Raw genomic sequence first — 23,980 nt, 5'->3', positions numbered from 1 at the left:
GCTAATGGCATTTTCGAAGGCAAAAACGGCGGCAAGTATGGAGAAAGCAGGGGGGCAATGCAAACGACGCCAGGGCTGTCTTCTACCGCCAAGCCCCTGATTTCAAGCGTTTTCCATGCGCTCCGCAGGGGCGTTTTGCACCGGGCCGGTACGCCGGGAATCACGGCTTCGCCTTATCGTTCTAGGCAGGGCGGCGAACCGGAAGGAGAAGCTTAGGAGTGCAAGCGTAGAGGGGGAAGGACGTTGGTCGGCGGTTGATGCGACAGATGGTCGCAGTGCTGCAGATGTTGCGTGGAGACAAGGCGGGAAGGGCGGCACGAGTGTACCGCCCTTTGTGACTCACTGCTTGGCGAGTTGTTCCGGCTTTTGCGACAAACTGTAAACGTATGCGGCAAGCAGGTGGACCTTGTCCTCGCCCAGGTACTGCTGCTGTGCCGGCATCTGGCCGTTGCGGCCATGGCGGATGGTCTGCTGCAGCTGCCCCAGGCTCGAGCCGTAGATCCAGCCGGCGGCATTGGTCAGGTTCGGCGCACCCAGTGCGGCCATACCTTCGCCACCCTGGCCGTGACAGACGGCGCAGGTCTGGGCAAAGACTTGCTTGCCCGCGTCGAGATCGGCCTCGGTGCCTTCCGGCAGCGGCAGGCCGGCGAGGTCCTGGCGCACGAAGGCGGCGACATTCTTCACGCCTTCTTCGCCGATAGCCTGGCCCCAGGCCGGCATCGCGGCGGTACGGCCGTTGAGGATGGTGGTCTTGATCGAGACCGGATCACCACCCCAGCGCCATTCATGATCGACCAGGTTCGGGAATCCCATGGAGCCCTTGGCGTCGGAGCCGTGGCAGATGGAGCAGTAGTTGGCGAACAGGCGCGCGCCCATCTTCACTGCCTGCTCGTCCTGCGCGACCTGCTCCACCGGCATGGCGGCGTACTTGGCGAAGATCGGTCCGTACTTCTCGTCGGCCTGAGCGACTTCGCGCTGCCACTGCTTCTCCTGGGTCCAGCCGTCCTCGTAGCCCGGCAGGACGCCTTTCCAGTTACCCAGCCCCGGATAAAGGACCAGGTAGAGGATGCCGAACACCAGCGTGCCGATGAACAGCAGGAACCACCAGCGCGGCAGCGGGTTGTCGTATTCCTCGATGCCATCGAAAGAATGCCCCATCGTCTTGTCCGTGGTACCGGCCGGCTCGCCCTTGCGGGTGGCGAAGATCAGCCAGAACAGAGCGACGATGCTGCCCAGCGTCAGCAGGGCGATGTATCCACTCCAGAAATTGCTCATGTTCTACTCCTGGACAGCCCGAGCAACTCTAGCTGTCCGCGATTGAAGTCCCTGATGGCCGCCCTTGGCGGCGCATCCTTTCTTAGGTGGGTAGCCGTTTTACCGCTTGTTGGTCAGCGCGGTGCCGAGTACTTGCAGGTAGGCCACCATGGCGTCCATCTCGGTCTTGCCCTTGACGGCATCCTGAGAGCCAGCGATCTCTTCGTCGCTGTAAGGCACGCCGAGGGTGCGCAGGGCCGACATCTTCTTGGCGGTGTCCTTGCCATCGAGGATGTTCTCGACCAGCCACGGGTAGGACGGCATCTTCGACTCCGGCACCACGTTGCGCGGGTTGAACAGGTGCGCGCGGTGCCAGTCGTCGGAGTAGCGGCCGCCGACGCGGGCAAGGTCCGGACCGGTACGCTTGGAGCCCCACAGGAACGGATGGTCGTAGACGCTTTCGCCGGCGACGGAGTAGTGGCCGTAGCGCTCGGTTTCGGCGCGGAACGGACGGATCATCTGCGAATGGCAGCCGACGCAGCCTTCACGGATGTAGATGTCGCGGCCTTCCAGTTGCAGCGCGGTGTAGGGCTTCATGCCCTCGACCGGCTCGTTGACGCTGTCCTGGAAGAACAGCGGGACGATTTGGGTCAGGCCGCCGATGCTCACCGCCAGGATCATGAACAGGGCCAGCAGGCCAACGTTCTTCTCGAGTTTTTCGTGCTGTTTCATTTACGTCGGCTCCTCAGGCGATCTGCGCAGCAGCGTCATACTCAGCCGGCTTGGCCGCCTGAACGGTGCGCCAGGTGTTGTAGGCCATCACCAGCATGCCGGTGAAGAAGATCGCACCACCGATCATCCGCACCACGAAGCCGGGGTGGCTGGCTTCCAGCGCTTCGACGAAGGAGTAGGTCAGGGTGCCGTCGTCGTTGATCGCACGCCACATCAGGCCCTGGGCGATGCCGTTGACCCACATCGAGGCGATGTAGAGCACGGTGCCGATGGTGGCCAGCCAGAAGTGGGTGTTGATCAGGCCGATGCTGTGCATCTGCTGGCGACCGAACACTTTCGGGATCAGGTGATACAGCGCGCCGATGGAGACCATGGCGACCCAGCCGAGGGCGCCGGCGTGTACGTGGCCGATGGTCCAGTCGGTGTAGTGGGACAGCGCGTTGACGGTCTTGATCGCCATCATCGGGCCTTCGAAGGTGGACATGCCGTAGAACGCCAGCGAGACCACCAGGAAGCGCAGGATCGGGTCGCTACGCAGTTTGTGCCAGGCACCGGAGAGGGTCATCATGCCGTTGATCATGCCGCCCCAGCTCGGAGCCAGCAGGATCAGGGACATCACCATGCCCAGGCTCTGCGCCCAGTCCGGCAGGGCGGTGTAGTGCAGGTGGTGCGGACCGGCCCAGATGTAGACGGTGATCAGCGCCCAGAAGTGGACGATCGACAGGCGATAGGAATACACCGGGCGTTCGGCCTGCTTGGGCACGAAGTAGTACATGATCCCGAGGAAGCCGGCGGTGAGGAAGAAGCCCACGGCGTTGTGGCCGTACCACCACTGCACCATCGCATCGGTCGCACCGGCATACAGCGAGTAGGACTTCATCGCGGTGACCGGGATTTCCAGGTTGTTGACGATATGCAGGATCGCCACGGTCAGGATGAAGGCACCGAAGAACCAGTTACCGACATAGATGTGCTTGACCTTGCGCGTGGCCAGCGTACCGAAGAACACGATCGCATAGGCTACCCAGACGATGGTGATCAGAAGGTCGATCGGCCACTCCAGCTCCGCGTATTCCTTGGAGCTGGTGAAACCCAGCGGCAGGGAGATCGCGGCCAGGAGGATGACCAGTTGCCAGCCCCAAAAGGTGAACGCGGCCAGCTTGGGCGCGAACAGGGTGGTCTGGCAGGTGCGCTGGACCGAGTAGTAGGACGTCGCGAACAATGCACAGCCGCCGAAGGCGAAGATCACCGCGTTGGTGTGCAAGGGGCGTAGACGGCCGAAGCTGGTCCACGGAAGGTCGAGGTTCAGGAAAGGCCAGGCCAATTGTGCTGCGATGAAAACGCCGAGCCCCATCCCGACGATTCCCCACACCACCGTCATGATGGCGAATTGGCGGACCACCTTGTAGCTGTAGGCGGTACTGGTTGCTGTGTTCATGTATGGGCTTCCATCCACGGGTAATGAGCAGTTTTTTCTTTCTAATAGAAAGCGAGGCAAGGATGGGGAAAGGGCAATCTGCTGGTATTGACCCGGATCAATACACACAAGGCGGCAAAGGGCATTCCGTCAGCTGGAATCGGCCGCATGGCGCGGCTTGCGCGAGTCTGATTCTGGCCCATGGCGCTGGTGCGCCGATGGACAGCCCGTTCATGCAGAAAATGGCTGAACGCCTTGCCGCACGCGGGGTTGCGGTGTGTCGCTTCGAGTTCGCCTATATGGCCGAGCGCCGCACCAGCGGGCGTAAACGACCACCCGCTCCGCAGGCACAACTGCTCGATCAGTGGCGGGAAATCCATGCCTTGGTGCGACAGCAGGCCACAGGACCGCTGGCCATTGGCGGCAAGTCGATGGGAGGGCGCATGGCCAGTCTGCTGGCCGATGAGCTGGGTGCGGTTGCACTGATCTGCCTGGGCTATCCGTTCCACCCGGCCGGCAAGCGGGACAAGCCACGAGTGGCGCACCTGGCAACGCTGCAGACGCCAACGCTGATCGTGCAGGGCGAACGCGATGCGCTGGGGGATCGCGAGACGGTGCAGGGCTATTCGCTGTCAGCGGCGGTCGCGTTGCACTGGCTCGCCGCCGCGGATCACGATCTGAAGCCGCTGAAGCGCTCCGGCCTGACCCATGAGCAGCATCTGGACAGTGCGGCCGATGCGGTCGCGGCATTTCTGCGGGGCGTGGCGCAGGCCTGAGGGCACGTCGTAGGTTGGCGCTGAGCGCAGCGAAGCCCAACAGGGATGGGCACGAACCTGTTGGGCTTCGTCGCTACGCTCCTCAGGCTGCGCGCCCCGCCCCAACCTACGCGCCCCAACCTACATGGCGCCTTGGCGCGATCAGCGGTTGAAGCGTTCCACCAGCGAGTATTGCCCTTCGGCGGTGACGGCCAGCTCTTCGCTGAGCAGCGCCGAGCTGCGGGCATCGCCCGTGGTCTTATCGGCCAGGTGGGCGATGGTGCTGACGTTGTGACTGATTTCCTCGGCGACCGTGCTCTGCTGTTCGGTGGCCGAGGCGATCTGCGTGGTCATGTCGATGATGTTGCCCATGGCGTCGTTGATGCCGGTCAGGGCCTGGTCCGCCTGCAGGACCTGATCGACGCCGCGGGTGGCATGCACGCGGCCTTGCTCGGTGGTTTCCACCGCATGGCGTGCCTGTGTCTGGAGCCGCTCGATCAGCTGGTGGATTTCCCCGGTCGCCTCGCTCGTGCGTTGGGCCAGCTGGCGCACCTCGTCGGCGACCACGGCGAAACCGCGGCCACTGTCGCCGGCGCGCGCCGCTTCGATCGCCGCATTGAGTGCCAGCAGGTTGGTCTGGTCGGCGATGCTCTTGATCACGTCCACCACGCTGCCAATCGCTTCGCTATCGTGGGCCAGCTGATTCACGGCCTCGCCGGTACGGGCCACCGAATCGGACAGGTGCTGGATCGCCTTGCGGGTTTCGGCGGTGACGTCCCGCCCGTGCATGCTGAGCCGGCTGGCCTGCTGAGTGGCCTCGGCGGCTAGCGCGACATTGCCGGCGACCTCCTGGGTGGTGGCCGCCATCTCGTTGATGGCGGTCGCGACCTGTTCGGTTTCCTGATGCTGCTGCGCCAGGCCGTTGGCGCAGTTGTGGGCCAGCGAATCGGCTCTCTTGGCCTGGGCCTGGAGCTGCACGGCACTGTCCTGCAGGCGGGTCAGGCAGGTCTTCAGGTGCGCCTGCTGACTGAGCATCGCCATTTCCAGCTGGGCCTCCACGCCGCGGCTGTCGGTGTACATGCGGGCGATCAACGGATCGCTGGTGGTCTGCCGCGCCAGTTGCAGCAGGCGCTTGAGGCCTCGCTGCTGCCAATGCAGTCCGGCCAGGCCGAGTGGAATGGAGAGCAGCGCGGCCAGCGCGAAGCCCATGGAGTGATCGAGCCAGGCGCCGATGAGAAAGCCGATCTGGCTGACCAGGATGAACGGTAGCCATTTGGTCAGCACCGGCAGCCAGACGTCGCGCCGGGGCACACCGCTCTTGCCGGCATTGATCCGGGCATAGAGCGCTTCGGCCCGCTGCACCTGTTCGCGACTCGGCTTGGTACGCACCGATTCGTAGCCGATCACGGTGCGTTGGCTATCCATGACCGGGGTCACGTAGGCGTTGACCCAGTAGTGGTCGCCATTCTTGCGACGGTTCTTGACGATGCCCATCCAGGGCTTGCCCGCCTTGAGCGTGAGCCACATATGAGCGAACACCGCGGGCGGCACATCCGGATGGCGGATCAGGTTGTGCGGTGCGCGAATCAGCTCGTCCCGTTCGAAACCGCTGACTTCGACGAAGATGTCGTTGCAGTAGGTGATCCGGCCCTTGAGGTCGGTGGTCGAAACCAGCCGCTGCTGGTCGGGGTAGGCATACTCGCGCTGGGTTACGGGCTGGTTATTACGCATCGAAAATCACGCCAAGGTATTCGAAAGGATAGAAGCGCCTGATTTTTCTGTTCTTTTTCAGGGCTGACCGTTGAGTCGGCCGTGATTGGGCGATCTTGAGCGAGAGGTTGATCCGTCGATCAGTTTTTCCACGTGCTCCGGATAGATAGGCGACCAGCGGAGGGTTGGGCTTAATCTTTCTGCAATCTTGCGTGGCTACCGTCAGAACATGTCCGGGCGTCTCTCGTCACGAGAGCGGCGACGCGGCGGTCATGGAGCCGGACACGGCAGGACGCGAGCAGCGGAGTGGCAGGGCAGCTAGCGATCAGATGCCAACGGAATGGCGGACGCCGGTGCGAAGGGATGCGCACCGGCGTTTTCGTCTGTGTCCGCGGGCGGCGAGAGACGTTTCCCTCGCCGCCTCGCCAATCAGCTGCCGATCAGCTGCCGCAGCACGTGGTGCAGGATGCCGCCGGCCTTGAAGTACTGCACCTCGTTGAGCGTGTCGATACGGCACAACACCTGGAACGTGCTGCTCGACCCGTCGCGATGCTCCACATCTACGGTCAGGAGGTGGCGCGGCTTGATGTCGGCATCCAGGCCCCGGATCGAGAGCCTTTCGCTGCCGTCCAGGCCGAGCGAATGACGCGTCTGTTCGCCGACGAACTGCAGCGCCAGCACGCCCATGCCGATCAGATTGGAACGGTGGATGCGCTCGAAGCTCTCGGCGATGACCGCCTTCACTCCCAGCAGGTTGGTGCCCTTGGCCGCCCAGTCGCGGCTGGAGCCGGTGCCGTATTCCTTGCCGGCGATCACCACCAGCGGCACGCCTTCGGCCTGGTAGCGCATCGCCGCGTCGTAGATCGACAGCTTTTCTCCGCCGGGCTGATACAGCGTGTTGCCACCTTCCTCGCCGCCGAGCATCTCGTTCTTGATACGGATGTTGGCGAAGGTGCCGCGCATCATCACCTCATGGTTGCCACGGCGCGAGCCATAGGAGTTGAAGTCTTCCGGCTTTACGCCCAGCGACTGCAGGTATAGCCCCGCTGGCGAGCTGGCCTTGATGTTGCCGGCCGGGGAAATGTGGTCGGTGGTGATCGAATCGCCGAACACCGCGAGCACCCGCGCGTTCTCGATATCCGCGGGCGGGGCCGGTGGCTGGCCGATGCCTTCGAAGAACGGCGGGTTCTGCACGTAGCTCGAGGCGGCGTTCCACTGGTAGGTATCGCCGGCGCTGACCGCGATCTTGCGCCAGTGCTCGTCGCCGCTGAACACGTCGGCGTAGCGGCTGCGGAACATCTGGCCGTCTATCCTGCCGACGGCTTCGGCGATTTCCGCGGTGCTCGGCCAGATGTCCTTGAGGTACACCGCTTGATCCTGCGCGTCGTAGCCCAGCGGGTCCTTGTCCATGTCGATACGCGTGGTGCCGGCCAGGGCGAAGGCCACCACCAGCGGCGGCGAGGCCAGCCAGTTGGCCTTGACCAGCGGATGCACGCGGCCCTCGAAGTTGCGGTTGCCGGAAAGCACCGAGGAGACGATCAGGTCGTTGTCGGTGATCGTCTGGCCGATGGCATCCGGCAGCGGGCCCGAGTTGCCGATGCAGGTGGTGCAGCCGTAGCCGACCAGGTTGAAGCCGAGCTGATCCAGATACGGCGTCAGGCCGGCGCGCTCCAGGTAATCGGTCACCACCTTCGAGCCCGGTGCCAGCGACGACTTGACCCAGGGTTGGCGCTTGAGTCCGCGCTCGACGGCCTTTTTCGCCACCAGGCCGGCGGCCATCAGCACGCTGGGGTTGGAGGTATTGGTGCAGGAGGTAATGGCGGCGATCACCACGGCGCCATGCTTGAGCGTGAAGTCCTCGCCGGCCACGGCAAACAGCCGGTCCACCTGCTGCTTGCGGCCGCTGGTTTCCAGCAGCAGGTCGAAACTGGCGCCGATGTCGCCGAGCGATACGCGGTCCTGCGGGCGCTTGGGGCCGGCGACGGAAGGCCTGACCTGGCTCAGGTCCAGCTCCAGGCTGGCGGTGAACAGCGGGTCCGGCGAAGTGCTGTCGCGCCACATGCCCTGGGCCTTGCTGTAGGCCTCGACCAAGGCGATGCGCTCCTCGTTGCGGCCGGTCAGGCGCAGGTAGTCGATGGTCACCTGATCCACCGGGAAGAAGCCGCAGGTGGCGCCGTATTCGGGGGCCATGTTGCCGATGGTGGCGCGGTCGGCCAGCGGCAGGTGATCGAGCCCCGGCCCGTAGAATTCGACGAACTTGCCCACCACGCCGTGCTTGCGCAGCATCTGGGTGACGGTCAGTACCAGGTCGGTGGCGGTGACGCCCTCGTTGAGCCGGCCGGTCAGGCGGAAGCCGATGACTTCGGGAATCAGCATCGACACCGGTTGGCCGAGCATCGCCGCCTCGGCCTCGATGCCGCCGACGCCCCAGCCCAGCACGCCGAGGCCGTTGATCATGGTGGTGTGCGAATCGGTGCCGACCAGCGTGTCGGGGTAGGCGTAGGTCTCGCCATCCTCCTCGCGGGTCCAGACCACCTGGCCGAGGTATTCCAGGTTGACCTGGTGGCAGATGCCGGTGCCCGGTGGAACCACCTTGAAATTGTGGAAGGCCTGCTGGCCCCAGCGCAGGAACTCGTAGCGCTCGCCATTGCGCTGCATCTCGATCTCGACGTTCCGCCCGAAGGCCTGATCGGTGCCGAAACGGTCGACCATCACCGAGTGGTCGATTACCAGGTCCACCGGTGAGAGCGGGTTGATCTTCTGTGGATCGGCGCCGGCCCTGGCCACCGCATCGCGCATCGCGGCCAGGTCGACCACCGCCGGTACGCCGGTGAAGTCCTGCATCAGCACGCGCGCGGGGCGGTACTGGATTTCCTGTTCGGAGCTGCGAGTGTGCAGCCATTGGGCCAGGGATTCGAGGTCGGTGGCATGGACGGTCACCTCGTCTTCCCAGCGCAGCAGGTTTTCCAGCAGCACCTTGAGCGAGATCGGCAGGCGGTCGATATCGCCCAGACGGGCTGCCGCGTCGGGCAGGCTGTAATAATGGTAGGTCTTGCCGGCAACCTCGAGGCTGCGACGGCAATTCAGGCTATCCAGGGACGGCATTCCTCGTCTCCTTGCGCCCGCACGGTCCGGGCTGGCTGATGACTGAGCTTTGAAATTAGCTCTTCGGCAGGGCTTTTGCTACTGCACTGGACCGAACCATGCAACCGAGGGTTCCCCCGCTCGGCTATCATGCGCGGCTTTGGCCCCGCCCCGACGCGCCTACAGGATTCGACCATGAACACATTGCTGCTGCATTGCCGCCCCGGTTTCGAAGGCGAGGTTTGCGCCGAGATCAGCGACCATGCGGCATTGCTCGGCGTGGCCGGCTACGCCAAGGCCAGGCCGGACAGCGCCTGCGCCGAATTCATCTGCAGCGAGAGCGGGGGCGCCGAGCGGCTGATGCGCGGCCTGCGTTTCGCCGAGCTGATCTTTCCCCGCCAATGGGCGCGCGGCGAATACCTGCAACTGCCGGAAACCGACCGCATCAGCGTGCTGCTGGCGCATCTGGCCGGTTATCCGATCTGCAGCAGCCTATGGCTGGAGGTGCTGGATACCAACGACGGCAAGGAGCTCTCCAATTTCTGCCGCAAGTTCGAGGCGCCGCTGCGCAAGGCCCTGGTCAAGGCTGGCCGGCTCGACGAGCAGGGCCATGGTCCGCGCCTGCTGTTGACCTTCAAGAGCGGGCGCGAAGTGTTCGCCGGCATCGCCGAAGCGCACAACAGCGCGCTCTGGCCGATGGGCATTCCACGGCTGAAATTTCCGCGCCAGGCGCCGAGCCGCTCGACGCTGAAGCTGGAGGAGGCCTGGCACCACTTCATTCCCCGCGAGCAGTGGGACAGGCGCCTGGCTGCCGGCATGACCGGCGTCGACCTCGGCGCGGCGCCCGGCGGCTGGACCTGGCAGCTGGTCAACCGGCACATCAGGGTCAGCGCCGTGGACAACGGGCCGATGAATGCCGAGCTGATGGATTCCGGGCTGGTCGAGCATTTCCGTGCCGACGGCTTCACCTTCCGTCCGCGCAGACCGGTGGACTGGATGGTCTGCGACATCGTCGAGAAGCCCGCGCGCAATGCCGCGCTGCTGGAAACCTGGATCGGCGAGGGCCTGTGCCGCGAGGCGGTGGTCAACCTCAAGCTGCCGATGAAGCAGCGCTACGCCGAAGTGAAACGCCTGTTGGAACGCATCGCCGATGGCCTCGCCGAACGCAGGGTGAAGGCCAGCATCGGCTGCAAGCAGCTGTATCACGACCGCGAGGAAGTGACCTGCCATCTGCGTCGTCTCTGACGAGTGACCTTCCGGCCCATCTGCGCGACAATGCCGACCTGTTTTCCGGAGCCCGTGATGACCCGATCAGCCGAAATGACAGCCGATGCCGTACTCGATGCCAGCGGCCTGAATTGCCCCGAGCCGGTGATGATGCTGCACAACAAGGTGCGTGACCTGGCCAGCGGTGCCTTGCTCAAGGTCATCGCCACCGACCCGTCGACCCAGCGCGACATTCCCAAATTCTGCATCTTTCTCGGCCACGAGCTGGTCGAGCAGCAACAAGCCTCGGGGACCTATCTGTACTGGATTCGCAAGAAGAGCGAGCAGGGCTGAGGCTGTCCCGCAATCGCGCACTCGCGGGTAGGTTGGCGTTGAGCGCAGCGAAGCCCAACGGGGGGGGGGGCGGCATGAATCTGTTGGGCTTCGTCGCTGCGCTCCTCAACCCAACCTACGCGCTGTCGATGTCCATCCGTGACGTCCCCCCTGTGGAGCGGGCCATGCCCGCGAAGCTTTTGCGCGCTGAATGTTCGCGGGCCTGGCCCGCTCCTACGAACCGTGCAGAATGCCTCCGCACTGCTAGCAATACGTAACGGGGTAGAGCGCGCTCAGGATACCTCCTCGCTCGCCGGGCGCGCCTGCTGCCGGCGCCACAGGCGGGTCAGCCAGCGCCAGGCGATCCAGCCGCCGCCGAGCAGGTAGATCAGCCCGCCCGGCACCCACATGATCAGCCCGGCCAGCTGCTGGTCTTGCACCGCCCGTGTTTCGCCGTAGAAGGACCTGGTGCCGAAGGTCAGCAGGGCACCGAGCAGGCCGGTGTGCATCAGCGTCAGCAGCACGGCCATCAGCGCCTGCGGTACCTGCTTCGGATTGGCGCGCAGCGCCGACCACCAGAACAGCCAGCCGGTGAACAGGAAGCACGCATGCTCGATGGCATGCCACCAGAGATTGTCCAGCGCCAGCACGTACAGCTTCGGCGTGTGCCAGATCCAGATCACCGCGCCGTGCAACAGGGCCAGCAGGGTGGGATAGCGGCCGGCGCGCAGTATCGCCGTCCACAGGGGCTGGCCGAGCCGGCCGGTGACCCCGCGCCACTGCGGCAGCGGCCGCGCCAGCGCCCACATCGGCGCGATCACCACGATGAACAGCATGTGCTGGGTCATGTGCCAGCTGGTGCTGGTTTCCGCCCAGTCATCGATCGGCCCGAACACGGCAAGCACCACCAGCAGCATCGCGGCATGGAACCACAGGGCTTCGCCGCGCCGCGGCGCTACCTTGCGCGCGCCGAGAACGTACAGCAGCCAGGCGCCCGCCACCAGCAGAGCGGTGAGCAGCAGTGGCGCGCGCTCGATGATATGCGCATCGAACAGACCGTGGGCCTGGACGGGCGCGGGCAGTGCCAGCAACGCGGTTGCCGCCATCAACGATGGCAGCCTGCAGGCGGTCGTAGCAGTCATAGGCATGGCGGAATCTGCAGCAGGGGAACGCCGACGAAGAGCGTCGCCAGCGCCGCGATCAAATGGATGCCGGCGGCCAGCTTGGTCACGAACAGCTGCCGCTCGTTCAACGCTCGCGGCGCTCGGGACAGCCGCCAGAAGTAGTGCGCCAGTCCCAGCAGCAGCGCTACGGTAAACAGCGTAAGCAGGCCGAGACCGCCGTTCAGCCAGTTCCACACGCCTTGTCGGGGATCGGGCGGGGCGACCGCGCAGATCACCGCCTGGCCACCGTAGATCGCGACGAACCAGAGGCTCCAGATGATCAGCCCGAGCGGAATCTGCACTGGATGGAAGGGTGAAGTGCGGGCGTGCTTCATCAGCCACCTCCCCAGGTCGGCGGGAACAGCACGATCGCCGCGTAACTGGTCCACAGCACGCCCAGGTTGTAGTACCAGAGCTGCTCGACCACCACCGGCTCGTACGGTGCCGCGTCGCCGACGTAGCCGCAACCGACGCGCCAGGCCTGCAGGCCGGTCAGCACCGCGGCCAGCGTGCAGTGACCGATGCTGTAGGCCAGCATGACGAACACCAGCGCATCGTGGGCCGTTGCGGTTGGCGCCAGTGCCGCGTCGAGCAGCAGCCATAGCAGCAGTGCTGATTGCACCAGCGCCAGCAGCGCGAGCAGCGCCAGTTGCCCCAACAGGCCGCGATGCGTACCGGCGCGCAGGCGCTTGATCAAGCGGTGCAGCCAGAGCGTGCCGGCGCTCAGCAGCAGCGCGCTGGCCAGCATCGCCCCGCCGTTGAGGCCGCTCTGCGGCACCTGCCACTGTGGCGCTACCGTCCACAGGTAGAACCAGCCGAACAGCAGCGACAGATACAGCGCGCCGTTGGCCAGCAGCGTCACGCCCATGCCCCACAGGCCCGGCCCGTCGAAGGTGCGCGAGTGCAGCGGTGGCTCGCCGGGCTGGGTGCGCGCATCCGGCGCGGCGGCCGGGTGCGCGCCGTTCTCCCAGGACCAGCGCAGCAGCACCAGCAGCGTCGCCACGGTCGCGCCCAGGGCGATCCAGTAGAACTTGCCCAGCAGGCTCAGGCAGAGCGCGGCGAGGAACACCGAGGCAATGAGCGGCAGCCAGCTGTTACCCGGCAGGTGAATGATCTCGCGCGCCTTGCCGGTCAGCGGGTCGCTGCCCCAGGTTTCCCGGCGGCCATGGTCGATCACCGTCAGCGCGTGCTCGCCGCGGGCGATGCTGTCCGGCAGGTCCGGTGCCTTCCACAGCGGGTGGCGGTCGCTCACGTCCGGCAGGCTGACGAAGTTGTAGGCGCTGGGCGGCAGGCTGGTGGTCCATTCCAGAGTATCGGCGTTCCACGGGTTCTTCGGCGCCGCCACGCCGAAGCGGAAATGCAGGACGATATCCAGCAGGATGGTGGCGACGCCGGTGGCCATGATGAAGCTGCCGATCGACGAAACCAGGTTGGGCAGATCCCAGCCCAGGCCCGTGTCGTAGGTATAGACCCGCCGTGGCATGCCGATCAGGCCGGTCCAGTGCATGATCAGGAAGGTCACGTTGAAGCCGATGAAGAACAGCCAGAAGCCCCAGCGCCCGAGCCGCTCGGACGGCATCCGCCCGGAAAAGTGCGGCAGCCAGTAGTAGAGCCCGGCCATCAGCGGGAAGACCATGCCGCCGACCAGCACGTAGTGCATGTGCGCGACGACGAAGTGGGTGTCGTGCACCTGCCAGTCGAACGGCACCAGCGCCAGCATCACCCCGGTCAGGCCGCCGGCGACGAAGACGATGAGAAAGCCCACCAGCCAGAGCATCGGCACCTTGTAGATCGGCCGTCCCAGCCAGAGCGTCGCCAGCCAGGCGAACACCTGCACGCCGGTGGGGATCGCCACCAGCATGCTCGCCGCGGAGAAGAACGCCTGGGCCAGTTGCGGGATGCCGACGGTGAACATGTGGTGCACCCACAGCCCGAAGCTGATGAAGCCGGTGGTCAGCACGCCCAGCACTACCCAGCGGTAACCCACCAGCGGACGCTGGCAGAACACCGGGATCAGCGTCGAGACGATGCCCGCGCCGGGCAGGAAGATGATGTATACCTCCGGGTGGCCGAACAGCCAGAACAGGTGCTGCCAGAGCACCGGGTCGCCGCCGCGGGCGACATCGAAGAACGGCATGCCGGCGGCGCGTTCCAGCTCCAGCAGGATGCTACCGAGGATCAGCGGCGGGAAGCCGACCACGATCATCATCGCCATCACCAGGATGTACCAGGCGTACAGCGGCATCTTGTGCAGCGCCATGCCGTTGGTGCGGGTGCGCAGGATCGACACCACCAGCTCGACCCCTGCCGACACCGCGGATATCTCGACGAAGGTGATGCCCAGCAGCCAGAAGTCCGAATTCACCCCCGGCGTATGCGCCGAACTGGACAGCGGCGTGTACATGAACCAGCCGGCCTTGGGCGCGACGTCGAGGAAGATGCTCGACAGCAGGATCAGCCCGCCGAACAGGTAGCAGTAGTAGCCCAGCGCGGAAAGCCGCGGGAATACCAGGTCGCGGGCGCCGATCATCTTCGGGATCAGGTAGACCGCCAGGCCCTCCATCATCGGCACCGCGAAGAGGAACATCATCACCGTGCCATGCATGGTGAAGACCTGGTTGTAGACGTCCGGCTCCATCAGCTCGTAGCCGGGCAGGGCGAGCTGGGTGCGGATCAGCATCGCCAGCAGGCCGCCGACCAGGAAGAACAGGCCGCCGGTGACCAGAAAGCGCAGGCCGATACTGGTGTGGTTGACGATGGTCAGCGCGCGCCAGCCGCGTGGGTTGCCCCAGACCTCGTTGAACTGGTCGTGCAACTGGTCGGGATCGGTCGCGGGGGCGCCGCTCTTGTGCACCGGGCTCATGGTCGGCTCTGTTCCTGTTTCGTGGTCGGCCCCAGTGTTTCCAGCCAGTCGGCGAGCTGGCCGAGGGTTGCATCGGAAAGGTCATCGTGGCTCGGCATGGCGATGCCGTGCTTCAGGCTCTGGTGCTCGCGCAGCCAGCGGCGCAGGCCGGCGCTGTCGTTGGCGATGACGCCGGCACCGAGGGTCGGGCGCGTGGCCAGGTCGCTGAGGTCCGGCGCGCGGTTGCCGGCGCTGACCCCGGCGACGCGGTGGCATTGCCCGCAGCGCTCGGCGAATACCTGCCCGGCGGTGCTGGCGGCCGGGGAATGATCGAGCGCTGCGCGGGCGTCGAGCCAGCCTTCGAAGGCGCCGGCTTCGAGCGCTTCGACATGCAGGATCATGTGCGCGTGCTGGCTGCCGCAGAATTCTGCGCACTGGCCACGGAACACGCCGGCTTCGCTGGCCTGCAGGCGCAGGGTGTTGCGCCGCCCGGGGATCATGTCGAGCTTGCCGCCCAGGCGCGGCACCCAGAACGAGTGGATCACGTCGGCGCTGGTCACTTCGACGTCCAGCGGGCGCCCCACCGGCAGGATGAACTGGTTGGCGGTGACTACACCGCTGTCCGGGTAGCGTACCTCCCACCACCACTGATGGCCGATGACCTCGATGCGCAGCGGCTGCTCGCCGTCGACGAGTAGCGGCAGCATGCTGCGTCCGGCCGGGATGCCGAACGCCAGCAGGGCGACGATGCTGGCAGTGGGCAGGACGATGCCGCCGCCGATGATCCAGCGGAGGTTGATGCGCCGGGCTTCATCCGCGCCGATTACCCGCGACGGGCGCAGCATGGCGTAGATCCACAGCCCGCTGACGACCACCAGCACCAGCACCGCGAAAGCGAGCATCGCCCACCAGACGTGCGCCACCTCGCGAGCCATCGGCCCGGCCGGAGACAGGGCCGACTGCGGACCGTCGCAGGCGCTGAGCCAAGGAACTGCCAGCAGCGCTGTGGTCCATTTGAAAAGAACGCCGCTGCGTCTCGATGGCCTGGCGGCCGGTTTCACTTCAGCCTCGGGGAGGGCCGGATGGCCACAGAGCGCGAGTCCATCAACAGCAACGCCGCAATTGCCGGCCACCCGTTGCATCCGATGATGATCCACTTTCCGGTGGCGGCGCTGCTGGGGCTGGTGCCGGTGGACCTGGCCCACCTGTGGACACTCGACGCGTTCTGGTGGCGCGCCGGCCTCTGGCTCGCCGGCGTCGGTGCGATCGGTGGCTGGGTGGCGAGCATCGCCGGGCTGATCGATCTGCTTACCGTGCCGCAGATCCGCCGCAAGGTCACCGCCTGGTGCCATGCGATTCTCGCGGTGATGATGTTGTCGCTGGCTTCGCTGAACTGGTTGCTGCGCTACCAGGGGCTCGCCAACGGCGATAGCGATGTCATGTGGGGGTTGTATCTTTCGCTGCTGACGGCGGTGCTGATCGCACTGGCGGCCTTTCTCGGTGGGCGGCTGGTCTACGAGCATGCCGTCGGCGTGGACCTCGGCGACTAGCCACGACCGGCTTGCGGATGCGCAGCGACCAGCCGAGGCGGCCCCGGCCGTCTGCCGGGGAAGCGGCGCGGGTGAGGGCTGGATGGCGGGGGGCGGACGATCGATCATGCGTGGCGGTCGTTCCTGGGGTCAGAAGGGCTTGGCCAGCACCAGCCAGAGGGTGAGTGCGATCAGCAGCGGAACCAGCACGCCCAGGGCCAGGCACTGATGGGTGACGCCGCGCTCCGGCTCGCGCTCGATGCGCAGCACCAGGACCCCGCTCAGCGCATGGCAAAGCGCCATGGCCGTCACCACCGTCAGCTTCATGATCAGCCAGCCGGCAAGCGTGCCGTCACGCAGGAACAGCGCCGTACCGGAACCGATCGCCAGCAGCGCGGCCGGTGTGCTGATGAGAGTGAAGACCATCCGCGTGAGGTGGGCATGATCGCGATAGAACAACTGATCGCCGCGCCGGGTCCCGGCCGCGATCAACGCCGGCAGATAGAGCAGCGAGCCGCACCAGCAGAGCAGGGCGGCGAAGTGCAGCAGTTTGAGCCAGGGCATCCGATCTCCATCCTGCCTGATGCGAATCTGAGGCTGTGACAGCCTCCGGCCGGGGCAGTTCGTCGCCGAACGGCCGTAGCGGTGGTGGGCAGCAGCGTTGGCGGGAGGTGCTTGTCGCGGCGTGGGTCAGTCCTGCGACTCCAGCTCGCGGCGCTCGAACAGCGGGCTGCCGCAGCGGCTGCAGAAGGCCGCGTTGGCTTCGTGGGTGAGCTTGTCGCAGGTCGGGCAGTTGTGCTGCAGGCTGTCCTGGCGCATCGCATTGGCCAGCTCGGCGGTGAAGATCCCCGTGGGCACGGCGATGATCGAATAACCGGTGATCATCACCAGCGTCGCCAACGCCTTGCCCAGCGAGGTGTGCGGGAAGATGTCGCCGAAGCCGACGGTGGTGAGGGTCACCACTGCCCAGTAGATGCTCATGGGAATGCTGCTGAAACCGTTTTCCGGGCCCTCCACCACATACATCAGGGTGCCGTAGATGATGACCAGCGTGGTGACGCTGAGCAGGAACACGATGATCTTCTGCCGGCTGCCCTGCAGCGCGACCAGCAGGTAGTTGGCCTGGCTCAGGTAGGGGGTCAGCTTGAGCACGCGGAATATCCGCAGCATGCGGATCACGCGGACCACCAGCAGGTACTGCGCATCCGGCAGCAGCAGGGCGGCGAACGCCGGCAGTACCGAGAGCAGGTCGACGGTACCGTAGAAACTGAAGATGTATTTGCGCGGCTGGGGATGCGTGTAGATGCGCAGGGCGTATTCGACCGCGAAGATCGTGGTGAAGCCCCACTCCAGATTGCTCAGCAACAGCGCATGGCGTTCGTTGAACGAGGAAATGCTGTCGAGCATCACCACCACCAGGCTGGCAAGGATGATGACCAGCAGCCAGGTGTCGAAGCGCTTGCCGGCCCGGGTGTCGGTGAAAAAGATGATGATGTAGAGCCGTTCCCGCCATGGCAGGTTGTTCAGGGCATCGTTGTTCATCCGCCGCGGTCTCTCCTAATGCCAGTCCGGAAGTTGCCCGCTCGACGTGTTGCCGGGCTGTCCATATCGATGCCTATCATTGCCCGAGGTGCCATGCACAGGGCGCCGGCGTCGTGATCGCGCCGGCGATACGGCACCATTCGTAAAGCGGCTTTGCCTGATTCGCTATTACCGCATAGTCTGCATGTAGGTGCAGCAAGCAGTTTGGAGAATGCAATGCCCGATTCCCAGTTGGTCGACCCCTTCGGCCGGCGTATCACCTACCTGAGGCTGTCGGTAACCGACCGCTGCGATTTCCGCTGCACCTATTGCATGAGCGAGGACATGGTCTTCGCGCCGCGCGCGCAAATCCTCAGCCTCGAGGAGCTGTACGCCGTTGCCGATGCCTTCATCGGCCTGGGCGTGAAGCGTATCCGCGTCACCGGTGGCGAGCCCTTGGTGCGCAAGGGACTGGTCGGCCTGCTGTCGAGTCTCGGGGCCCGCGAGGAATTGGAAGACCTGGCCATCACCACCAACGGCTCGCAATTGCACAGCCTCGCTCCGGCCTTGCAGGCGGCGGGCGTGAAACGCCTGAACATCAGCCTCGATTCGCTCAAGCGCGAGCGGTTCGCCGAACTGACCCGCCGCGATCGGCTGGAGCAGGTGCTCGAAGGCATCGAGGCCGCGCGCCTGGCGGGTTTCAGCCGGATCAAGCTCAACAGCGTGGTGCAGAAGGGGCGCAACGACGACGAGATCCTCGACCTGCTGGATTTCGCGATCGCCCGCGGATTGGACATCAGCTTCATCGAGGAGATGCCACTGGGCAGCGTCTCCAGCCACCAGCGCCAGGTGACCTTCTGCTCCAGCGACGAAGTCCGCGAGCGCATCGAGGCGCGATACACGCTGGTGCGCAGCAGCCATACCACCGGCGGCCCGTCGCGCTATTGGCAGGTCGCCGGCAGCAACACCCAGGTCGGCTTCATCTCCCCCCACAGCCACAACTTCTGCGGCAGCTGCAACCGTGTCCGTGTGACGGCCGAAGGCAAGCTGGTGCTTTGCCTCGGCCATGAAGGCGCGCTCGACCTGAAGAGCCTGATGCGTCGCTACCCCGGCGACAGCGAGCGCCTGCGCCAGGCGCTGGTCGATGCCTTGCAGCTCAAGCCGGAAAAGCACCATTTCCGTACCGACGAGCAGGTGCAGGTGGTGCGTTTCATGAGCATGACCGGCGGCTGATGCGATATGTGGCAGGCTTGCCCGAAAGCTCAAGCGCATCGCCCCGGGGGCGAGTCTCCCACAAAAAAAAGCAGTTCCGTGGGCTTCAGCCCACCAATTCCAGGCATGGAAGTCGTCGAGGTGGGCTGAAGCCCTCCTACTGCACTGAAAAGCATCGCCCCGAGGGCGGGCCTCCCACAAAAGCAGCCGGTACACACCTACCCCGTGGGAGGCGCGCCCTCGCGGCGATGCAGGCCGCAGGCCTGCCCAAAGCACAGCCCCGGGGCCTCCTGCAAAAGCACCCTATGCACTCCGAGCCCAGACTTCCCTGAAGCCAACGCCATGCCTGTGAAACCGTCTGCATCTGCCCGTGCAAGCCTTCCTGACCGCCATGATAAACTCCACCGTTTTGCGCCAGATCCACTCGATGCCAGGAATCCCGATGTTCACGGCGACCCTGCTTGTTCATCCTCACGCTGACTGCCACGGATAGGCCCGCATGCGACTGAAAAGCATCAAGCTCGCCGGTTTCAAGTCATTCGTCGATCCCACCACGGTCAGCTTTCCGAGCAACATGGCCGCAGTGGTCGGCCCCAACGGCTGCGGCAAGTCCAACATCATCGACGCGGTGCGCTGGGTGATGGGCGAAAGCTCGGCGAAGAACCTGCGTGGCGAGTCGATGACCGACGTCATCTTCAACGGCTCCAACACGCGCAAGCCGGTGACCCAGGCCAGCATCGAGCTGATCTTCGACAATTCGGACGGCAGTCTCACCGGCGAATACGCGGCCTTCGCCGAAATCTCCATCCGTCGTCGGGTCACCCGCGACGCGCAGAACACCTACTTCCTCAACGGCGTGAAGTGCCGCCGGCGCGACATCACCGATATCTTCCTCGGCACCGGCCTCGGCCCGCGCAGCTACTCGATCATCGAACAGGGCATGATCTCCAAGCTGATCGAGGCCAAGCCGGAGGATCTGCGCAACTTCATCGAGGAAGCCGCCGGCATCTCCAAGTACAAGGAGCGCCGACGCGAGACCGAGAACCGCATCCGCCGCACCCACGAGAACCTGGCGCGCCTGACCGACCTGCGCGAGGAGCTGGAGCGCCAGCTCGAGCGCCTGCACCGCCAGGCGCAGTCGGCGGAGAAATACCAGGAATACAAGGCCGAGGAGCGCCAGCTCAAGGCGCAGCTCTCGGCCCTGCGCTGGCAGGCGCTGAACGAACAGGTCGGCCAGCGCGAGCAGGTCATCGGCGACCAGGAAGTGGCCTTCGAGGCGCTGGTGGCCGAACAGCGCAATGCCGACGCCAGCATCGAGCGCCTGCGCGACGGCCACCACGAGCTGTCCGAACGCTTCAACCAGGTGCAGGGCCGCTTCTATTCGGTGGGCGGCGACATCGCCCGCGTCGAGCAGAGCATCCAGCACGGCCAGCAGCGCCTGCGCCAACTGCAGGACGACCTGCGCGAGGCCGAGCAGGCGCGTCTGGAAACCGAGTCGCACCTTGGCCACGACCGTACGCTGCTGGACACGCTCGGCGAAGAACTGGCCATGCTCGAGCCCGAGCAGGAACTGGCCGGCGCGGCCGCCGAGGAATCCGCCGCCCAGCTGGAAGAAGCGGAAACGGCGATGCAGGCTTGGCAGGAGCAGTGGGATCGCTTCAACCACAACAGCGCCGAACCGCGCCGTGCGGCCGAGGTGCAGCAGTCGCGCATCCAGCAGCTGGAGCAGAGCCTCGAACGGCTGGCCGAGCGCCAGCGGCGGCTGGATGACGAGCGCGTCCTGCTGGCCGGCGATCCCGAGGACGCGGCGATGCTCGAGCTCGGCGAGCAGCTCGCCGCCAGCGAGCTGAACCTGGAAGAACTGGCCGCCGCCGGCGAAGCGCTCAATGAGCGCCTGGAGCAATTGCGCGAACGCCTGCAGCAGGCGACCCGCACGCAGCAGCAACTGCAGGGCGAGCTGCAGCGCCTCAATGGCCGCATCGCCTCCCTGGAAGCCCTGCAGCAGGCGGCGATGGACCCCGGCAAGGGCGTTGCCGACTGGCTGCGCGAGCAGAATCTGCAGCAGCGTCCGCGCTTGGCCGAGGGCCTGCGGGTCGAGCCGGGCTGGGAGCTGGCGGTGGAAACCGTGCTTGGCGCGGACCTGCAGGCGGTGTTGCTGGACGATTTCTCGAGCATTCGACTGGGCGATTTCGACCAGGGCGAGCTGCGCCTGGCCACCCCGGGCAGCGCCGGCGCGCGGTGTCCGGGAAGCCTGCTCGACAAGGTCGAGTCGCGGCTCGACCTGGCGCCCTGGCTGGGCCAGGTCCGGCCGGTGGAGTCGCTGGAGCAGGCGCTGGCCGCGCGCCCGGGGCTGGCCGAGGACGAAAGCCTGATCAGCCGCGACGGCTACTGGGTCGGCCGGCATTTCCTGCGGGTGCGCCGGGCCAGCGAGGCGGAATCCGGCCTGCTCGCCCGTGGCCAAGAACTGGAACGCCTGCAAGCCGAGCGCGCGGAGCGCGAAGCCGGCCTGGAGGCGATCGAACAGGACATCGCCAGCCTGCGCGAGGCCCATTCGCGCCTGGAGGAAGAACGCGAAGAGCAGCGCCGCCGCCAGCAGGACGAGGCGCGCCAGCAGGGCGAACTCAAGGCGCAGCTGTCGGCCGGGCAGGCACGGCTGGAGCAGCTGGCCTTGCGCCGCCGACGGCTCGACGAGGAGCTCGCCGAGCAGGCCGGGCAGCGCGAGATCGAGACCGAACAGCTGGGCGAGGCGCGCCTGCACCTGCAGCAGGCGCTGGATGCCATGGCCCAGGACACCGAGCAGCGTGAAACCCTGCTCGCCAGCCGCGACGGCATCCGCGAACAGCTCGACCGCATCCGCCAGGAGGCGCGGCAGCACAAGGACCATGCGCACCAGCTGGCGCTGCGTGTCGGCTCGCTCAAGGCCCAGCACGATTCCACCCGGCAGGCGCTGGAGCGCCTGGAGCAGCAGTTCGAGCGCGCCATCGAGCGCCGCGAACAGCTCAGCCTCAACCTGGAGGAAGGCGAGGCGCCGCTGGAAGAACTGCGCATGAAGCTCGAGGAGCTGCTGGAGCGGCGCATGGGCGTCGAGGACGAGCTCAAGCATGCGCGCCTGGCGCTGGAAGACGCCGATCGCGAACTGCGCGACGCGGAGAAGCGGCGTACCCAGGCCGAACAGCAGGCGCAACTGCTGCGTGGCCAACTGGAGCAGCAGCGCCTGGGCTGGCAGGAACTGAGTGTCAGGCGCAAGGCGCTGCAGGACCAACTGCACGAGGACGGCTACGACCTGCACGGCGTGCTCGCCACGCTGCCGGCCGAAGCCAGCGAGCAGGCCTGGGACGCCGAACTGGAACGCCTGGCCCAACGCATCCAGCGCCTCGGGCCGATCAACCTGGCAGCGATCGACGAGTACCAGCAGCAGTCCGAGCGCAAGCGCTATCTCGATGCGCAGAACGACGACCTGGTCGAGGCGCTGGATACGCTGGAAAACGTCATCCGCAAGATCGACCGCGAAACCCGCAACCGTTTCAAGGAAACCTTCGATCAGATCAACAGCGGATTGCAGGCGCTTTTCCCGAAAGTATTCGGCGGCGGCAACGCCTATCTGGAACTTACCGGGGAAGATCTACTCGATACCGGGGTGGCGATCATGGCGCGTCCGCCCGGAAAGAAGAACAGCACCATTCATCTGCTTTCCGGGGGTGAGAAAGCACTGACCGCGCTGGCGCTGGTATTTGCCATATTCCAGCTCAATCCGGCGCCGTTCTGCATGCTCGACGAAGTCGATGCGCCGTTGGACGATGCCAACGTCGGCCGTTATGCGCGACTGGTGAAGGAAATGTCTGCGACCGTGCAATTCATCTATATCACCCATAACAAGATCGCGATGGAAATGGCCGATCAGTTGATGGGCGTGACCATGCACGAGCCCGGTTGCTCCCGTCTGGTTGCGGTTGACGTGGAACAGGCGGTGGCTTTGGCCGAAGCCTAGGATTAAAGCCAGCGAATTGAGTGTTTTTGATACAAGGAAGGCCATAAAAAGAGAACTACCGCACGGTGCAAATGTACCGTTCGTCGTGCTAGCTTAGAGCACAATTTTTGCGATGCGCTGAAGCGGTCCCAGGTGACGGCTTGTTGCGTCTTTATCATCGGATTCAGAGGTCAATGCATTAATGGATATCGGTCTGCGCGAGTGGCTGATTGTCATCGGCATCATTGTCATCGCCGGCATTCTGTTCGACGGCTGGCGCCGCATGCGCGGTAGCAAGGGCAAATTGAAGTTCAAACTGGACCGCAGCCTTTCCAATCTTCCCGACATCGATGAAAACAACGAACTCCTCGGTCCGGCGCGTGTGGTCAACCGTGATCACGAGCCCTCGCTGGACGAGGGCGACATGCCCGCCATGAATACCCGGGAGTCGAACAAGAAGCGCCGCCATGACGAGCCCTATCAGGGCGACCTGCAGCTCAGCACCGACGAGCCCGTACCGACCCTGCTCGATCCGGTGGTCGGTGACGACGATGAAGCAGAGGAGGCGCCGCAGAAGGAGCAGGCCCCCGTCGAGGAAGTGCTGGTCATCAACGTCATTGCCCGCGACCCGCATGGCTTCCGTGGGCCGGCGCTGCTGCAGAACATTCTGGAGAGCGGCCTGCGCTTCGGCGAGATGGACATCTTCCATCGCCACGAGAGCATGGCCGGCAATGGCGAGGTGCTGTTTTCCATGGCCAACGCGGTCAAGCCCGGCACCTTCGACCTGGACGACATCGATCATTTCACCACGCCGGCCGTGAGCTTCTTCCTCGGCCTGCCTGGTCCGCGCCATCCGAAGCAGGCCTTCGATGTCATGGTCGCCGCTGCCCGCAAGCTGTCCCAGGAGCTCAACGGCGAGCTCAAGGACGACCAGCGCAGCGTGCTCACCGCCCAGACCATCGAGCACTACCGCCAGCGTATCGTCGAGTTCGAGCGCCGGCAGATGACCCTCAAGCGCTGAGCGTCCTCGTCCTGCAGGAGCCTGGGGCGCCAGATCCTTGCTGGCGAACCGTTATCCTGCAGCGGGCCCGGTGATCGCCGGCAAGCCGGCTCCTACAGCGCCTTCAGGCTCGAAAACATCGCCCCCAGGTCGAGTCTCCCACAAAGCAACGAGCAACCAGCGAACCCCGTGGGAGGCGCGCCCTCGCGGCAATCGCAGGCCGCAGGCCTGCCGCTCTTCCACATCGCGCCTCCC

18 protein-coding genes are annotated in these 23,980 nt (G+C 65.4%); 7 read left to right on the top strand and 11 right to left on the bottom strand.

Going from position 1 to position 23,980, the window contains the following annotated elements; translation table 11 throughout:
• Positions 1 to 339: 339 nt before the first annotated feature.
• From ccoP to ccoN, 3 genes are all read right to left on the bottom strand, one after another.
• The gene (ccoP, locus tag CXK94_RS09830; RefSeq protein ID WP_102894197.1) at positions 340 to 1,275 is read right to left on the bottom strand and encodes a cytochrome-c oxidase, cbb3-type subunit III; all 936 of its coding nucleotides are present in this window, start codon (positions 1,273 to 1,275) and stop codon (positions 340 to 342) included.
• Positions 1,276 to 1,374: 99 nt separating this feature from the next.
• On the bottom strand, positions 1,375 to 1,986 hold the full coding sequence (gene ccoO / locus CXK94_RS09825; protein WP_102894196.1) for a cytochrome-c oxidase, cbb3-type subunit II: 612 nt from the start codon (positions 1,984 to 1,986) through the stop codon (positions 1,375 to 1,377).
• Positions 1,987 to 1,999: 13 nt separating this feature from the next.
• Complete coding sequence (ccoN, locus tag CXK94_RS09820) at positions 2,000 to 3,424, bottom strand: cytochrome-c oxidase, cbb3-type subunit I (RefSeq protein ID WP_102894195.1); 1,425 nt, start codon at positions 3,422 to 3,424, stop codon at positions 2,000 to 2,002.
• 62 nt (positions 3,425 to 3,486) lie between these two features.
• Here ccoN and CXK94_RS09815 point away from each other — a divergent pair, with 62 nt between their 5' ends.
• Positions 3,487 to 4,179, top strand: a complete 693-nt coding sequence (locus CXK94_RS09815; RefSeq protein ID WP_102894194.1) for an alpha/beta family hydrolase — start codon at positions 3,487 to 3,489, stop codon at positions 4,177 to 4,179.
• 141 nt (positions 4,180 to 4,320) lie between these two features.
• Here the strand turns inward: CXK94_RS09815 and CXK94_RS09810 are convergent, their stop codons facing one another.
• On the bottom strand, positions 4,321 to 5,889 hold the full coding sequence (locus tag CXK94_RS09810; protein WP_102894193.1) for a methyl-accepting chemotaxis protein: 1,569 nt from the start codon (positions 5,887 to 5,889) through the stop codon (positions 4,321 to 4,323).
• Between the two features lie 408 nt (positions 5,890 to 6,297).
• Complete coding sequence (gene acnA, locus CXK94_RS09805; RefSeq protein ID WP_102894192.1) at positions 6,298 to 8,973, bottom strand: aconitate hydratase AcnA; 2,676 nt, start codon at positions 8,971 to 8,973, stop codon at positions 6,298 to 6,300.
• A 174-nt stretch (positions 8,974 to 9,147) separates the two neighbouring features.
• Here acnA and rlmM point away from each other — a divergent pair, with 174 nt between their 5' ends.
• Together rlmM and tusA are read left to right on the top strand one after the other, a co-directional pair.
• Positions 9,148 to 10,197, top strand: a complete 1,050-nt coding sequence (rlmM, locus tag CXK94_RS09800) for a 23S rRNA (cytidine(2498)-2'-O)-methyltransferase RlmM (protein ID WP_102894191.1) — start codon at positions 9,148 to 9,150, stop codon at positions 10,195 to 10,197.
• 57 nt (positions 10,198 to 10,254) lie between these two features.
• On the top strand, positions 10,255 to 10,512 hold the full coding sequence (tusA, locus tag CXK94_RS09795) for a sulfurtransferase TusA (protein WP_102894190.1): 258 nt from the start codon (positions 10,255 to 10,257) through the stop codon (positions 10,510 to 10,512).
• 272 nt (positions 10,513 to 10,784) lie between these two features.
• Here the strand turns inward: tusA and CXK94_RS09790 are convergent, their stop codons facing one another.
• From CXK94_RS09790 to coxB, 4 genes are read right to left on the bottom strand one after another with little or no spacing between them, the layout of a single operon-like run.
• Entirely contained in the window at positions 10,785 to 11,597 is an 813-nt protein-coding gene (locus tag CXK94_RS09790) for a cytochrome c oxidase assembly protein (protein WP_258005944.1), read from the bottom strand.
• Positions 11,598 to 11,629: 32 nt separating this feature from the next.
• Positions 11,630 to 11,989 carry a hypothetical protein gene (locus tag CXK94_RS09785; RefSeq protein WP_102894188.1) on the bottom strand — a complete coding sequence of 120 codons (360 nt, stop codon included), beginning with the start codon at positions 11,987 to 11,989 and terminating at the stop codon, positions 11,630 to 11,632.
• Positions 11,989 to 14,517: a cytochrome c oxidase subunit I gene (ctaD, locus tag CXK94_RS09780; RefSeq protein WP_102894187.1), complete on the bottom strand. Its 2,529-nt coding sequence runs from the start codon at positions 14,515 to 14,517 to the stop codon at positions 11,989 to 11,991. Before ctaD ends, CXK94_RS09785 begins: the two co-directional genes overlap by 1 nt.
• Positions 14,514 to 15,431 carry a cytochrome c oxidase subunit II gene (gene coxB / locus CXK94_RS09775; RefSeq protein WP_102894186.1) on the bottom strand — a complete coding sequence of 306 codons (918 nt, stop codon included), beginning with the start codon at positions 15,429 to 15,431 and terminating at the stop codon, positions 14,514 to 14,516. Before coxB ends, ctaD begins: the two co-directional genes overlap by 4 nt.
• Positions 15,432 to 15,578: 147 nt before the next feature.
• On the opposite strand from coxB, the gene CXK94_RS09770 reads away from it, so the two are divergent.
• Positions 15,579 to 16,046, top strand: a complete 468-nt coding sequence (locus tag CXK94_RS09770; protein ID WP_102894185.1) for a DUF2231 domain-containing protein — start codon at positions 15,579 to 15,581, stop codon at positions 16,044 to 16,046.
• A gap of 129 nt (positions 16,047 to 16,175) precedes the next feature.
• On the opposite strand, the gene CXK94_RS09765 is transcribed toward CXK94_RS09770, so the two are convergent.
• Together CXK94_RS09765 and CXK94_RS09760 are read right to left on the bottom strand one after the other, a co-directional pair.
• Complete coding sequence (locus tag CXK94_RS09765; RefSeq protein ID WP_037037472.1) at positions 16,176 to 16,589, bottom strand: CopD family protein; 414 nt, start codon at positions 16,587 to 16,589, stop codon at positions 16,176 to 16,178.
• A gap of 126 nt (positions 16,590 to 16,715) precedes the next feature.
• Complete coding sequence (locus tag CXK94_RS09760; RefSeq protein ID WP_102894184.1) at positions 16,716 to 17,567, bottom strand: ion transporter; 852 nt, start codon at positions 17,565 to 17,567, stop codon at positions 16,716 to 16,718.
• 216 nt (positions 17,568 to 17,783) lie between these two features.
• Between CXK94_RS09760 and moaA the strand changes: the two genes are divergently transcribed.
• The 3 genes from moaA (at position 17,784) to zipA (ending at position 23,746) form a co-directional block, all read left to right on the top strand.
• Positions 17,784 to 18,779 carry a GTP 3',8-cyclase MoaA gene (gene moaA / locus CXK94_RS09755; protein ID WP_037037468.1) on the top strand — a complete coding sequence of 332 codons (996 nt, stop codon included), beginning with the start codon at positions 17,784 to 17,786 and terminating at the stop codon, positions 18,777 to 18,779.
• Positions 18,780 to 19,257: 478 nt separating this feature from the next.
• Positions 19,258 to 22,746, top strand: coding sequence for a chromosome segregation protein SMC (gene smc / locus CXK94_RS09750; RefSeq protein WP_102894183.1), 3,489 nt, complete (start codon positions 19,258 to 19,260; stop codon positions 22,744 to 22,746).
• Between the two features lie 181 nt (positions 22,747 to 22,927).
• Positions 22,928 to 23,746 carry a cell division protein ZipA gene (zipA, locus tag CXK94_RS09745; protein ID WP_102894182.1) on the top strand — a complete coding sequence of 273 codons (819 nt, stop codon included), beginning with the start codon at positions 22,928 to 22,930 and terminating at the stop codon, positions 23,744 to 23,746.
• Positions 23,747 to 23,980 lie beyond the last annotated feature (234 nt).

This window comes from Stutzerimonas stutzeri (assembly GCF_002890915.1).
Taxonomy (GTDB): domain Bacteria; phylum Pseudomonadota; class Gammaproteobacteria; order Pseudomonadales; family Pseudomonadaceae; genus Stutzerimonas; species Stutzerimonas stutzeri_AF.
Note: the sequence above shows the minus strand (reverse complement) of the source record. Positions and strands in the feature narration are given on the sequence as shown.

Excerpts from the sequence above, each read along its gene's own strand:
- ccoP (WP_102894197.1), bottom strand. The coding sequence starts at position 1,275 with ATGAGCAATTTCTGGAGTGGATACATCGCCCTGCTGACGCTGGGCAGC.
- ccoO (WP_102894196.1), bottom strand. The coding sequence starts at position 1,986 with ATGAAACAGCACGAAAAACTCGAGAAGAACGTTGGCCTGCTGGCCCTG.
- ccoN (WP_102894195.1), bottom strand. The coding sequence starts at position 3,424 with ATGAACACAGCAACCAGTACCGCCTACAGCTACAAGGTGGTCCGCCAA.
- CXK94_RS09815 (WP_102894194.1), top strand. The coding sequence starts at position 3,487 with ATGGGGAAAGGGCAATCTGCTGGTATTGACCCGGATCAATACACACAA.
- CXK94_RS09810 (WP_102894193.1), bottom strand. The coding sequence starts at position 5,889 with ATGCGTAATAACCAGCCCGTAACCCAGCGCGAGTATGCCTACCCCGAC.
- acnA (WP_102894192.1), bottom strand. The coding sequence starts at position 8,973 with ATGCCGTCCCTGGATAGCCTGAATTGCCGTCGCAGCCTCGAGGTTGCC.
- rlmM (WP_102894191.1), top strand. The coding sequence starts at position 9,148 with ATGAACACATTGCTGCTGCATTGCCGCCCCGGTTTCGAAGGCGAGGTT.
- tusA (WP_102894190.1), top strand. The coding sequence starts at position 10,255 with ATGACCCGATCAGCCGAAATGACAGCCGATGCCGTACTCGATGCCAGC.
- CXK94_RS09790 (WP_258005944.1), bottom strand. The coding sequence starts at position 11,597 with ATGGCGGCAACCGCGTTGCTGGCACTGCCCGCGCCCGTCCAGGCCCAC.
- CXK94_RS09785 (WP_102894188.1), bottom strand. The coding sequence starts at position 11,989 with ATGAAGCACGCCCGCACTTCACCCTTCCATCCAGTGCAGATTCCGCTC.
- ctaD (WP_102894187.1), bottom strand. The coding sequence starts at position 14,517 with ATGAGCCCGGTGCACAAGAGCGGCGCCCCCGCGACCGATCCCGACCAG.
- coxB (WP_102894186.1), bottom strand. The coding sequence starts at position 15,431 with ATGGCTCGCGAGGTGGCGCACGTCTGGTGGGCGATGCTCGCTTTCGCG.
- CXK94_RS09770 (WP_102894185.1), top strand. The coding sequence starts at position 15,579 with ATGGCCACAGAGCGCGAGTCCATCAACAGCAACGCCGCAATTGCCGGC.
- CXK94_RS09765 (WP_037037472.1), bottom strand. The coding sequence starts at position 16,589 with ATGCCCTGGCTCAAACTGCTGCACTTCGCCGCCCTGCTCTGCTGGTGC.
- CXK94_RS09760 (WP_102894184.1), bottom strand. The coding sequence starts at position 17,567 with ATGAACAACGATGCCCTGAACAACCTGCCATGGCGGGAACGGCTCTAC.
- moaA (WP_037037468.1), top strand. The coding sequence starts at position 17,784 with ATGCCCGATTCCCAGTTGGTCGACCCCTTCGGCCGGCGTATCACCTAC.
- smc (WP_102894183.1), top strand. The coding sequence starts at position 19,258 with ATGCGACTGAAAAGCATCAAGCTCGCCGGTTTCAAGTCATTCGTCGAT.
- zipA (WP_102894182.1), top strand. The coding sequence starts at position 22,928 with ATGGATATCGGTCTGCGCGAGTGGCTGATTGTCATCGGCATCATTGTC.